Annotated in this window: 12 protein-coding genes; 7 read left to right on the top strand and 5 right to left on the bottom strand. The window is 38.1% G+C overall.

What is annotated here, in order from left to right; translation table 11 throughout:
• The first annotated feature begins 19 nt into the window (after positions 1-19).
• From H4J67_RS16965 to H4J67_RS16955, 3 genes are all read left to right on the top strand, one after another.
• Positions 20-493 carry an NYN domain-containing protein gene (locus H4J67_RS16965; protein WP_220463233.1) on the top strand — a complete coding sequence of 158 codons (474 nt, stop codon included), beginning with the start codon at positions 20-22 and terminating at the stop codon, positions 491-493.
• 174 nt (positions 494-667) lie between these two features.
• The gene (locus H4J67_RS16960) at positions 668-1,648 is read left to right on the top strand and encodes a WD40 repeat domain-containing protein (protein WP_182204429.1); all 981 of its coding nucleotides are present in this window, start codon (positions 668-670) and stop codon (positions 1,646-1,648) included.
• Between the two features lie 31 nt (positions 1,649-1,679).
• Positions 1,680-2,102, top strand: coding sequence for a hypothetical protein (locus H4J67_RS16955; RefSeq protein ID WP_182204428.1), 423 nt, complete (start codon positions 1,680-1,682; stop codon positions 2,100-2,102).
• On the opposite strand, the gene H4J67_RS16950 is transcribed toward H4J67_RS16955, so the two are convergent.
• Positions 2,099-3,541 carry a response regulator gene (locus tag H4J67_RS16950; RefSeq protein ID WP_182204426.1) on the bottom strand — a complete coding sequence of 481 codons (1,443 nt, stop codon included), beginning with the start codon at positions 3,539-3,541 and terminating at the stop codon, positions 2,099-2,101. The two genes, H4J67_RS16955 and H4J67_RS16950, sit on opposite strands and share 4 nt — an antisense overlap.
• Before the next feature lie 286 nt (positions 3,542-3,827).
• On the opposite strand from H4J67_RS16950, the gene H4J67_RS16945 reads away from it, so the two are divergent.
• Genes H4J67_RS16945 through H4J67_RS16935 form a run of 3 tightly spaced genes read left to right on the top strand, consistent with a single transcriptional unit; the run spans position 3,828 to position 5,746 of the window.
• Positions 3,828-4,436, top strand: a complete 609-nt coding sequence (locus tag H4J67_RS16945) for an energy transducer TonB (RefSeq protein ID WP_182204424.1) — start codon at positions 3,828-3,830, stop codon at positions 4,434-4,436.
• Positions 4,437-4,445: 9 nt separating this feature from the next.
• Positions 4,446-5,042 carry a sigma-70 family RNA polymerase sigma factor gene (locus H4J67_RS16940; protein WP_182172434.1) on the top strand — a complete coding sequence of 199 codons (597 nt, stop codon included), beginning with the start codon at positions 4,446-4,448 and terminating at the stop codon, positions 5,040-5,042.
• Positions 5,039-5,746 (top strand): energy transducer TonB, encoded by a 708-nt coding sequence (locus H4J67_RS16935; protein ID WP_182172436.1) that lies wholly within the window; start codon positions 5,039-5,041, stop codon positions 5,744-5,746. The genes H4J67_RS16940 and H4J67_RS16935 overlap by 4 nt, the downstream gene beginning before the upstream one ends.
• Before the next feature lie 149 nt (positions 5,747-5,895).
• On the opposite strand, the gene H4J67_RS16930 is transcribed toward H4J67_RS16935, so the two are convergent.
• Positions 5,896-8,229, bottom strand: a complete 2,334-nt coding sequence (locus H4J67_RS16930; RefSeq protein WP_182204423.1) for a fatty acid cis/trans isomerase — start codon at positions 8,227-8,229, stop codon at positions 5,896-5,898.
• Between the two features lie 343 nt (positions 8,230-8,572).
• Between H4J67_RS16930 and H4J67_RS16925 the strand changes: the two genes are divergently transcribed.
• Positions 8,573-8,980: a GFA family protein gene (locus H4J67_RS16925; RefSeq protein ID WP_182204421.1), complete on the top strand. Its 408-nt coding sequence runs from the start codon at positions 8,573-8,575 to the stop codon at positions 8,978-8,980.
• Between the two features lie 212 nt (positions 8,981-9,192).
• Here the strand turns inward: H4J67_RS16925 and H4J67_RS16920 are convergent, their stop codons facing one another.
• The 3 genes from H4J67_RS16920 to H4J67_RS16910 form a co-directional block, all read right to left on the bottom strand.
• Complete coding sequence (locus H4J67_RS16920) at positions 9,193-9,837, bottom strand: NTP transferase domain-containing protein (RefSeq protein WP_182204419.1); 645 nt, start codon at positions 9,835-9,837, stop codon at positions 9,193-9,195.
• A 24-nt stretch (positions 9,838-9,861) separates the two neighbouring features.
• Complete coding sequence (locus tag H4J67_RS16915; RefSeq protein ID WP_182204418.1) at positions 9,862-10,884, bottom strand: XdhC family protein; 1,023 nt, start codon at positions 10,882-10,884, stop codon at positions 9,862-9,864.
• A 90-nt stretch (positions 10,885-10,974) separates the two neighbouring features.
• The gene (locus tag H4J67_RS16910; RefSeq protein ID WP_182204416.1) at positions 10,975-13,152 is read right to left on the bottom strand and encodes a xanthine dehydrogenase family protein molybdopterin-binding subunit; all 2,178 of its coding nucleotides are present in this window, start codon (positions 13,150-13,152) and stop codon (positions 10,975-10,977) included.
• Between the last annotated feature and the right edge of the window lies 1 nt (position 13,153).

The raw sequence follows: 13,153 nt of genomic DNA, 5'->3' as shown, positions 1-13,153 counted from the left end.
GTAATAAATGACAAGCCAACTGAACAAAATAGCTATATTTGTAGATGTACAAAATATTTACTATACCACCCGTGATAGCTTTCAAAGGCAGTTTAACTACCGAAAGTTTTGGCAACAAATTAGTGAGCAAGGCGATATTGTTATCGCCAATGCCTATGCCATTCAACGCAGTGATGATGCCCAACATAAATTTCAAAAAGCGTTAAAACATATTGGCTTTGAGGTAAAGCTTAAGCCGTTTATTCAACGTCGAGATGGCTCTGCCAAAGGTGACTGGGACGTCGGTATTACCATTGATGTCATGGAAAGTGCCGGCGATGTTGATACCGTTATATTATTATCTGGCGATGGTGACTTTGATTTACTACTTCGCAAAGTTAAAGAGCGTTATGGAGTAACCACGCATGTTTATGGTGTGTCCGCTTTAACCGCTAACTCATTAATTAACGCGGCGGATGATTATTTTGCGATTGATGACGGGTTACTAATATAACTTTGCTTGTCGAAATTACAGTGAGTCTGTGCTCTGCTAATCATTAATGGCCATATTTTAATGATTGCTAATGTTGCCATATACCCTTGATCGCCAGCGAACAAAAATTATCCGCTTTTTCTTAAAGATGTGCGATAGTAGTTGTACATACAGATGAAATAAAATGATTAGACAATGAAAATATTGATATTACTGATGCTTTCTTTATTTGCATCAGCCTGTAGTCAACAAGACGTCTATAATTCTGCAGCGGTTAGCAAAAGCAGTTACAGTAAATCAGCGATAGCAACCACAGCCCTTTCCGATGATGGTAAGTTAACGGCGGTTGTTAATGGTAATGGCGTCTGTATTTGGCAGAAAAATCAGCAATCAATATTGCCTAAATGCCTTCCCGCTAATCATGCACAACATATTGAAATCGCTTATATCAGTAATAACAATCAGTTCTTATATCTTTCTAATCGTGTGTCTGTAAAGCAATATACAATTGATAATCTTGAAATAGTCGGTGAGTGGCAAGTTGCAGATAATATCATTAATGATATGTCAGTGTCTAAAAATGGCCAGTTACTGTTATTAGGATTTCGTAGCGGTAAAGCCAGTATTATTGATACCAAAGCGAATAAGGTTACTACTTTTCAAAAACATCGTTTAGATATAAACGCGGTGAGTCTGTCTGAAAACGGTCAAATTGCTTTTACCGGCTCAAGTGATAAAGCGGCCCAGTTATGGAATACTTCAACGGGTAAAACCCTGTTTGAATTTAGTCATGGCAGTCGAGTTAATCATGTTGATATCAGTAGCGATGGTTTGGTTGGTTTTAGTATTGACGCGGTTAAAGAACGCAAATTTTGGAACCTAGCAACAGGCCAGCTCATTGCAGAATTAGATACTTATTTAAAATTTATGGAAGTGAATGACTCTGTTTTTTCTGCTGACAAACAACTATTTTTAACTGGCTCACCCAGACAAGTATTACAATTATGGCGAGTGGCTGATGGCGCATTACTCGCTCAGTGGCAGTCAGCAATGGAAAATGGCCGAGCATCGGTATTAAGTGTCGCAATGAATGATGGGGATAGCGAAACCATCAAGTTTATTAATGCCAGTAATAGTGATGGCGTTTTAGAGCTGTGGCATTTTCCTGTTCATTAATTTTATAATCTTTTAGGTTAGAGGTACTACTTTGTTTAAGCCAATTCCAACAACATCTTTTGATATGTTACCACTGCCTATTATGGTTGTTGAGCTTAATGAAGAAGCGCTAAATCATACTATTGTTTATTTGAACCAAAGCTTTACTAACATTATTGGTTGGGATTTAGCCGATATACCGGATAAAAATCATTGGTGGCAAAAAGCCTATCCAGATTCCCATTATCAGAAGGTCGTTGAAAGCTTATGGGAACTGAGTATGGAATCAATAGATGCCGAAAAAGATAGCTTTGTTACGGTGACCGTGAATATTCAGACCAAGCGCCATGGCGTTAAGCGATTTAAAGTTTATACCGAATTGAAAAGCGCGCTAATGGACGGCTATTATGTGGTCGCATTTGAAGAAATTAATGAATCACTAGCCAGAAGATTAACGAATAAAGCCATAAGCTAGTGATACATTTCTCCTAAATAAAATGTCTTTTTGGGAATTTTAAAAAAATGTACGTCGCCACTATTTTCATGATGAACCCCTATAGAACCATCGTATTCATTGATAATTTTTTGGCAAAGTAATTGATTTAAAATAGGGGTTTGGAATATATATTCAGGAGACTTTTCTATTCCTGCAGATGACAGCGGATTGGCTTTATCTAAAGGTGAGGCGTCTTCTACTTCAAAAAAAATATCCTCATTTTTTGTGTAAAGTCGAATTTTAAGCTCACCACCGTTTTGTGACCGCATCACTGCATCATGAGTCAATTGATTGATAACTTGACCAATCTTCTCTGGAACACATAAGTTTTTAATATCATCATCAAACGATTTTTTGACGATAATATTACGTAATTTATCTCTGCTTGATTCGAGGTATAGTTGTGTTGCTATCATTGATTGCAACGAAGACGATTTTAAAGCAGAGCTTTGCATATAGTTAGAAATGGCAAAATAATTTAAAAAACTGTCAAAAGTACGGGTTAATTTTTCTTTGGATAACTGGCTAAGTTCTTTAAAATTTTGGTATTGTGCCTTACTGACTTTTCCCTCTAATAAACAATCGTTCACCGTTGTTAACACGTAAATAGGATCAGAAATTTCCTTAGTCATATTATTAATGATTTTTTTATAGTCGTTGAGAGTACATTGATCTTTATTCATTTTATGCACATTAAAGATCAATCTTCTAAGCGTTAAGATAAAGAGTTCATTATCGATAGGCTTAATAAAAACATTATCAGCACCATTGGCTAAAAATTTAATCGCACCATTTCTATTACCGGTTAAACCAATAAAAATAAAAGATCGATCCACAAAAGTTTCCTTTATTTCTTGCATTAATTCACAGCCATTTTTAGAGGGCATTTCATAATCAAGAATCAGAATATTAATTGTGGGTGTTAATCTTAAACGCTCTATTACTTGCTCGCTATTAAGCTCAGTGTCGTTATGAATAAACTCACTACTCAAAATATTGGCAACAATACGGCTATCAACTCTTGAGTCATCCACAACCAGTGCGTGTTGAAAACGATAAATATCGTGCTGTCTAATAAAACCGTAAATCAGAGAGCTTAATTCGCTATCATTTTCATTGACCACCATATCAATAAAATGTTCTTTAGCGGTTCTTTCCATTTCAAAATTAAGAAAACGGGTGATCAATAAAGTGGGTATATTTTGTTTTAATTTAAGTCTGCTAAAACTCTCTTCATCAATCTTTTCAATATAAAGAATGAGATAATCAGTGTTTGTTATATCGACTTTTAGAGGTTGGGTGAGGTCATCAGCTATGAATGATTCGACATGTCCTAAATTTTCTCCCTGTAATACGGGTAGCAAACTTTTAGAGACTTTATCGGGTAGGTTTACTAGGAAAATATTTGAATTCATCATAACTGCTCCTTGTCTTAAATGAAGCGCTTTGGTAGATAAAAGAACGATAAGCGCTCATTAACTATACTCTTTATTTCTATTTTGAACAGTAGCTAATGTGATTTTTATGGAATCAACCAACCTCATTTTACAATATAGTTAATGATGAGTAATCACCAGGTTATTTATAAATATCCTTTTAGTTAAACATAATTTAACCCCTTTTACTTTTTCCAAACGTTTTACCTGTATAAGTAGCAATTTAGCGCTTATATCTGTTTTTTGTTTGTTAAATAAAGGAATTACTATGGCTAAATTATTATCTTATATCAGCTTGGCAGTTATTATTACTTTCAGTTTATTTGCTTTTATGGCGTATTTAATCAGTAGCGACAGTGTAAATATTACCAAGCCATTAACCGATGTTATTGTTGAAGTGGCACAATTACCTAAAGATTCAAAAGTTATTGAAATCGATAAGGTAAAGCTTGAACCACCAGCACCACCAGAGCCTATGCCAAGAAATGTTGTGACAATTGATGTTGCAAGTGACACGCACAATTTATCCTACCGATCAGCTCCAATCTCAATGACGGGAGGTAGTACTGGCTTTAAGCAATACCAAGGGATGAATAATAATGAGGCTCGCCCCATCGTACGTGTTAATCCTAAATACCCAATAGAAGCTATGAGAAAAGGAACTGAAGGCTGGGTGCAATTAGCTTTTGATATTAATGAAGTCGGTAAAGTTGTGAATATCTCAGTGATTGACGCCCAGCCAAAACGTATTTTTGATAAAGCAGCTAGACATGCTTTAAGAAAATGGAAATATCAGGCAAAATCGGTTGATGGAGCAGCGGTCTATCAAAAAGGTCGTACCGTACAATTAGATTTTTCTATGGATCAACAAAGTTAGGATGCGCCTTTGAAGTTACCTTCTATGGTTAAGGGTTGGTTTAATCCAACTATCAGCCCTGAAATATTAATAACGCGTTATATTGCCACCAGCAAAGATAAATATTTTACTTTGCTGGTAAAGCAATTTAATCAGCCAATTTATCATTATTTACTGAGCCAGTCTGATAAAGAAACCGCTGAAGATATTATTCAGTCGATGTGGTTAAAGGTGATGAACATTAAAGCGAGTCATCCAGCACACAGCAATGTTAAAAGCTGGTTGTTTACCATTGCTAGAAATACCTTAATTGATGAATTAAGAAGGCAAAATCGTTGGCAAACACAATCCCTTGATGAGCAGGGGGCGGCCACAGATATACAACTATTGTCGCAGACCGATAATCACTCACTAGAGCAACAATTTGAGTATATCGATAGATTAGCCCTTTTCAATCGAGCGATTACCTTATTGCCTTTTTACCAGCGAGAAGCTTTTATTTTTCAACAAGAAGGTTTTTCACTTGAACAAATTGCCGAATTAACCGGTGAAAGCTTTGAAACGATTAAAAGCCGTTTACGTTATGCCAGAACTTATATTAAAAATTTATTGGAAGATAAATCATGAAACACCCATCCTGTGATGAAGAAATCGCCTCACTTTATCAACAAAGAAAGCAACAAGTCATAGCACCAGAAATTCACTTGTCAGCTTTGCAAAAAAGTAAAAAATCGCGATATAGCCTAATGCAGTTATTGAGCATCTTATTTTTAGGAGGCGTAGCTTCCTTTAGTATTTTAGCTGTGATAAGTCATTTTTCTAAGCAAGTGAACCTCCAAACAGCGCCAAAATCGCCAACAAAGCTAAGTGTTGTTAAATTTCAAGAAATAATCCCAGAAGATAAATTTATTGCGGTTGTTATACCGCCATTAGCACCCAAACAACCCTATGTTGTTCCTGCTCAATCTGCGAATGAAGTTGCTCTTGGAGCTAATAATAGACCAGAGACCTTAATTGTTTCACTGCCTATTGATGTTGTCACTGTTTCAGTGACCGCCGATATTAAACCACCAATGTTATCTTTGGTGCCACTCTATCAAGAGCAACCAAAATATTCGGTTGACGCAATTAGAGCCCAACAATCAGGTACCGTAAAGCTGGCTTATAGTATTTCGCCACAAGGTGAAGTTTTAAATATTAGCACTGTCGAGTCGAGTGTTAATCGCGAGCTTAATATCTCTGCTAGAAAAGCGTTATCAAAATGGCGTTATCGTCGGGGAATATACAGTGAAGAGGGCTATGAAATTATTTTTGATTTCACGCTGAAATAAATAAATAATTAATTTATTTAAATTAATTTGAACTTATCAGGCAATAGGGGCTCTTATTATACGAGAGTTTATTTCCCTTAGTGTTTATGTTTTTATAAAGCGTTTCTTGGTTTCAAGAAACGCCTTTTTTTTGCCTTTTTTTAGTGCTATTACTTATTTTCCAAACGATTGTAATCTAATAAACCAAACTCAATACCTTGATCATTGTTTAGTTGCTGATGTAGTTTGTCGGAAAACGTCCAAAAGTCTGTATTGGTACGTCTGACCGCATAACGACTTTTCAAATTAAAGTAATCATCTTTTGTTTTCATATTTTCTATAGCAACAATAAATTCAGCCACTTCTTGCTGACTAATATTAAAAAACGCTTTCGGGTAAGTCCCTATGGCACCTCTGGCTAGGGTGAGCGTATCTTCTGCATGTAGTCGACGCTTTTTCTCTGCAAACAAATGCGCTACATTACTATGGGCAGAATTTCTCAACAGGGTAAATACCTGACTTGTGTTGCTATCATTTACGACAACAAAGCTGACTTCTGGTAGTAAAGAAACACTTTCACCAGTTAAATTTTCCAGGCGTTTGAATTTATAGTCATTAATTGACGACGTTAATTGATGACTATTATTGTGTGTTGTTGCGGTATGCTCTTTGAGCAGTTGGTATAACTCTGCTTGGGGTTGGTCAGTTTGGTATTCAATCCCCGAATCGGGCAAATCAGCGAAGTTAGTTAAAAAATTATAGTCATTAACATCCGAACTTGTCTCGCGATACCATAGGTCGTGGGTCTCTTTTCGAACTTTCTGGGGCAATAACATTAAAAAAGCTGATTCACCCTCCATACGTAAAAAGTCCATATATAAACGGGTTTTTAATTGATGACCAACATCGCCATAAACATCAAATCCAGCAACTAATAAGTAATGAATGCGCTCAAGTAGTGGGTAACCAATCACCCAAGCAGATTTGGGTGGCTTGCCAACAAAACCTTTAACCACTGAAGCACTGTCAAAATGCCGGAAAATAGTCAGTGCAGCGTTAGGATTATTTTCACCACTCCAAATTAAATCAAGATCAATATTGCCAGCTCGCAGATCAAGGCTTTCAATAAAGGCTTTTTTCGCTGCGACATATTCTTTTTGTCGACTGGTATATTCGCGCCAATCTAGAATCGATAATACGCTGCTGCTGGTTGCGGCTGGAAATTGTAATAGTTTGCTGTGTTCAACTAAAAATTTGTTAATACCAAACATATCAATATTCTCTGGGTTTTCAAAGGCCACCCAGAATTGGTCTTCAATAACATTCAGGGCAATTTGGCCTCGGCAAACCGGTCCTTTAATGAAATTCATAATTGAAAATTGCGCTTCATCAAGCAAAAAACGATAACGAGATTCAAGAGGCAATGCCTGAAAGGTAATAAAAGGGTTTGATGCATATTTTAGTTTATAGCCAGGGAGTTCCTCTACTGTGTAACCGGGGCTAAAAAACAGCGCTTTATAGCGAGTAAGTTTCGCTAAATCAAAACGGTAAGGCATATGACGTTTTGCTAAAACAGTGGCTTGTTTTTTCTGTAAACGGTAATAAACGCGCTCAACGTTAGGGTCTTCAAATGGGCGACGAGTGGTAATAATTTGCACCGCTTGTGTGGGTGGTGTTTTTGAACGAACGATATTAAAAAAGCTTTGCTGGCTAGCGTCAAAATATAAATTGGCTAAATATAAGTGTTCGTAAAGATATCGGCCAACGAGCTGTTCTTTTTTAGAGTCGCCATTTAAAAAAGTCTCCCATTTTTCAACCATAACAAGCTCAGTCGCACTTGGTGCAGTAGGCGCAGGCATTTTTGCACCTTCAGCTAACCATAGCGTTAATTGTTGGTATTCATCATCAGGTAAATTAGGTAAAGCGTAAGGCATGCCACCTAAAGGGTTATTTTCTTGATAATGTTTGAATTCATCTATGGTGGGGCATTCTTGCTGGCGGTTTAGACTCACATCAAATGCTTTCGATAAAATCACCTCGTCAGGTAATGGATTATTACGCTTTAGCTGTAGCATTTGATACATCAAGCTGCTGGCTAAGTTGGCTTGTGGTGATTGCTGGCGTTCATTTAAAATGGGATAAAACTCTTCACTACGCCATTGGTCAATTGTTTTAGGATTACCTTGGATATTAGTTACCGGGATCGCTTGTAAACGTGCACCATCATAAACAACAGTTTTATTGGCGCCTCGTTCAATACCGGCAATAGATTCCATTTTTAATTGGCAAGGTGCATCGTAACAGCCATGACAAACAATACAGCGATTTTCTAAAATTGGTCGCACTTGATTATGAAACAGCTCGCTTTGTTGTGGCGTTATAGTCGTAACATTGCTGCGATGAATTGGGTTTGAAAAGCCGTAACGGTCATCAAGCTCAATATAAGTGATAGTTGCACAACCTGAAATAAAGATGAAAAGTAGTAATAATTTAAAAAAACGCATTAAAATCCTAAAGCATAAAACGTGCAGACAATCGCTGCTTAAGCTAACAATTTTAATATAAATAGCCGAGAACGTTAAGTGCTTTTTTATTACAGCATCTTTATGTATTAACAAAGCACGATGAATAAAGCGCTATTTGTAGCCGTTTTATTTATGAGGAGACGAACCCTATCTATGGTTTATATCGGTAATAATAAGCAGATAATTACTGGGTTTGGGATGAAACGGCCTATTTATCTATATCGCTTTTTTTAGATGATAATAATGACAAGTTATTGATAGAATCTATAACGATTACTGAGACTCAAGGCTAATGCTGTGTCAAACCAAAGGGGTGGATTATATGTATTTAGGTCAGTGTTTGTGTGGCACGATAAACCTTAAAATTAGTGGGGCAATAAGTGATATTATTCACTGTCATTGTTCATTATGTCGAAAGAATAGTGGGTTGGCTTTTGCTACCAATGGTTTTATTAATACCGCTGATTTTGAAATCACTTCAGGTGAAGATTTTTTAATAACCTTTGCCTTCAAGCCAGGTAGAAGTCGTCACTTTTGTTCAAAATGTGGTTCGCCTGTTTTTAGTTCAAATGAGCAAGACCCAACAAGGCTTAGACTTCGTTTAGGTATAGTTGATTCTGATATTATAGAAAGACCTAGCTCGCACAATTTTGTCACTTCAAAAGCAAACTGGGAAGACTTAAAGGTTAACCTGCTAGAATATGATAGCTTTGAGCCTAACCGGCAATAGAATTAACGCATTATTGACAACTAAATTAGGGGCGAATAGATCTTGTATGTCGACGCTTTCTATTTGAAAAACACCCTTGAGTACTAGTTTTGCTGACATGCTTCCCACTTCATTGACAGGGTTATTAATTGTCGTTAGTTTTGGCTACAAATAGAAGGTGAAAATAACATTGTCAAAGCCGATGATTGATAAATCTTCAGTGAGTATACTTGTCATAAAATGCCATCATTATTGTTATGCCAGTCAAGTAGATCTTGCTGGGTGTCTATATCTTTTTCAGCGTGGGCAATACTGACAGTTTCTAGCTTATCCTTATTGTTATACAAAATAGGTTTAGCACCTTTATCACCTTTTAACTGAGCTAATTCAGTAAAATAAGTGTAAGGAAATATAGCGGGGGGCATTAACTCTTCTCCTGCTTTTGCACAAACTAATTTGTCTGGTAAAGCCAAAGACTGTTTTATCAATAGGCTATAATCATCGGCATTCAAGGCAACTTGGTCAGCCAGAGTAATCATTATATGGCTAATACACTTATGGTCATTGAGTAGATTATTCACTGACTGCGCAATAGTGTGTCCTAAGCCTAAATGAGCCGCTTCGCAATAATCTAAGAGGTTGGGGTCGTCTAATAATTCGCTTATTTGTTGATGATAACGCCCTGTGGCGACACGAATATTTTTGTTACTGATATTCAGTGTCTTAAGTGCCAAAAAAAGTTGTTGTAAAGCATGTTCGAGCAAAGTCATTGACGTTTCTTGCTGCTGTAGTTTTGCGAGTACCTTAATGCCGTTAAAACGTTCACTTTTACCTGCCGCCAGTAGCACTATTTTCAAGTTATAATCAGGGTGTTTCATGGTGTTATTGTTCGATGGCGGCGACTAAAGTACATGGCTAATTGACTGAGCACTTTTGTTAAATAGGCTGGCATGGCATTCGGCAAGTATCGACAAGGCTATACTCTCAGGCAAGGTTCCACCGATTTCAAGACCCGCAGGGCCGGCGAATGTAAACGATAAGGATCGCTCGACAACTTCAGCCTGAGTAATAACTTGCTGCTTTCTATTGTTTGGACCAAGCAAAGCTAAATATTGAATATTGGTGTTAGCTAAAGCTTTTAGAGCTTGTGCGTCAATCGAGACGTTATGGCTCATTAATATGGCGGCGTTAACATCTTTTTCTGCAGCAAAGGTGGTCAGTACTTTGGCTTCGCCTTTTATAATATGGCTAACATTTGAAAAATATTCTTTTCGAGCATTGGCGGGACGTGGATCCCACAACGATACTTTCCAACCTAGCTGTTCAGCCATATTGACCAGTGGACGCGCGTCAATACCTCCGCCAACAACTAGCAGGTGAGGCTCGGGTACAATCGGCGTTGCTAACCAGTTTGTTTTGTCATCGTTATTTAAGGGGGAGGAAATTAATGTCGCTGTTGCCGCTATATTCGTTACTTTTGCCGCTTCAAAATAAGCTTGCGCATCATTGCCTTGCTTGACAATACTTTGATAAAGGTAGCCAGAAATACGATGCTTAAGTGCATCGTAGACTTGCGCCAATGATAAATAGTCATTAGCGTTATTGACTTGCTGTAACATTATATAAATTGTGCCGCCACAGCCAATACCCAGATGAAAAGACATATCATCTTCGTCTGTTCCATCATAGCAAACCAACATTGACTTGTTCGTTTGCATAACTTTTCTGGCATTAACACCAATATCTGACTCTAAACAGCCACCACTGAGCATACCTAATTGATCACCTTGGCTACTAAATAACATCATAGCTCCGGGTTTTCTGTAACACGGGCCTTCGGTTTGGTAAATAGTAGCAAGTACCCAGTCAGCGTTATCTCGATGCGGGTACCATTGCGCTAATAAGTGCGATAAATGATTGCTCATAGGGAAAAGTCCTTGCTGAGCAATACGTGTTGTTGCTCGAAATTGCTACAACAATATAAAAAAATTAACAATAAAACGTTCATTTAATCCTTACACTGACATCGGTTTAAAAGGTAAATCTCTATAGCGCTTACCTGAAGCGGCAAAGACAGCATTGCTTAATGCGGGTGCAAAAGGAGCAACACCCGGTTCGCCTAATCCTGTTGGGCTTTCATCTGAATCAGGAATATGAACCCTAACATTTGGCATATCGGTAATACGCATCACGGGGTAATCATGAAAATTTGAATTAACCACAGCACCTTCTCTAAAGGTTATCTCAGTGCTTAATGCTAATGACATGCCCATAACAACAGCACCTTCCATTTGCGCGGTTGCGCCATCAAGGTTCAGTACTTGGCCACAATCTATCGCACAGTCTACATTTAATACTTTAATATCATCACCGTTGACTTCAACATGTACTGCCATGGCAACAAAACTTTGAAAACTATAATGCACCGCTAAACCAATAGCTTGTCCTTTTGGTAGTAATTTACGGTTCTCCCAGCCTGATTTTTCAGCAGCAATGGCGAGAATATCTTTAGCTCGTTTGACGTTTGCTTGCTGTTCTTTATTTTTATTGTTATCAAAAATTTGATTAACAAAAGACAAAGGATCTTTATTTGCTTTGTACGCTAATTCGTCGGCAAAGGTACTAAAAGCAAAGCCATAGAAAATAGCATAAACTGCACGGTACCAACCAATACGCGTATGAGCTTTGGCATCACCTGATTCGATACGACAATTCTCAATACCAAATAAATGATTAGTAATATCTTCTAAACTATTCGCCGGTGTTCTAACCAACGAAGGGTCAAATAAGGTTGATATTGACGGAAAGGCGGCGCGATGTAACCAACCTGTTACGTTTCCTTGGTCGTCCATAGATGCTTCAATATGTTGGGCATTTATCGAGTGATAATAGCCCGTACGCATATCTTCCTCGCGGGTCCACGTCAGCTGAATTGGCACGCCAGTCTTTTCTGAAATAACAGCGGCTTCATGAACGTAGTCACACTTAAATTTACGACCAAAAGCACCACCGGCCATTGCTACATGCACTACGATATCTTTTGGCTCGCGTGTTAAGTATTGCCCTAATACTTTTTGAATATCGGCAGGGCTTTGTGTTGACGCCCATACTTCACAGGAGTCTTTTTGTACCCATACGACACTCGCATTAGGCTCCATCGGTGCATGTGAAAGATGTCCTCCGGTATAAGTGGCTGACATCTTATGTTTTGCTGCGCCAAACGCTTTTTCAATATCACCACGTTCAGCAGCTAACGTTGCTGGTTTTTCAACATTTTTAACCAGTTGCTGTTTATATTCTTTGGTGTCGTAAATAGCATTTTCGCCTAAATCCCAAGTTATTTTTAACTTTTTCACCGCTTGTTGTGCCGTCCAGCTATTGTCAGCTACTACGGCAACACCGCCAATAGAACCAAACGGGATATTAAAACGTGGAATTTCGATAACGTCAATAACACCTTTCATTTTTAAAGCCTCGGTTTTATCAAAGCTTTTCAAGGCACCACCTAAAACAGGGCAATGGATCATGGCCGCATATTTTAAGCCGGGTAGTTTAGTGTCGACACCATAAATACGTTTACCGACCACCACTGCTGCCTGATCATGACGAGGTAATTCTTTACCTATGTAATTAAAGTCACTTTTGTTTTTAAGCACAGGTTTTTCAGGTACTGGCATATTGGCGGCAACACTTGCTAATTCACCATAAGCGAGTTTTTGTTGATTGGTTTTATTAATAACAAAATGTGCTTGGGCAAAGCAGTTTTCAGGAGAGGTTTTCCACACTTTTGCTGCTGCGGCAATTAACATTGCTTTTGCTGTCGCCCCAGCTTCACGCATAGGCTGGTACATTACGCGGATACTCGCTGAGCCACCTGTTGCTTGTGGACCATATTTTTCGTTGGCGTCACCTTGTTTTACTGTAACACGCTGCCAATCAGCTTCCATTTCATCAGCGACAGCAGAAGGCAGGGCAGTACTAATTCCTTGGCCCATTTCGCAGCGGCCACAATAGATAATAGTATCGCCATTTTCAGCCAGGTGAATAAAAGCGTTAAGTTCACCACCACTGTCTTTGATAATGCCCTTTTCTGCTAAGGCATTCATCGGTAGAGCGACACTTATCACTAAACCACCGGTGGCTAAACCGGCTGTTTTTAAAAAATTACGACGGCTTACATTTGAAATGGTCATA

It is taken from the genome of Colwellia sp. BRX10-4, from assembly GCF_014077465.1.
Lineage (GTDB): Bacteria > Pseudomonadota > Gammaproteobacteria > Enterobacterales > Alteromonadaceae > Colwellia_A.
This window is presented reverse-complemented; position numbering and strand designations above follow the sequence as displayed.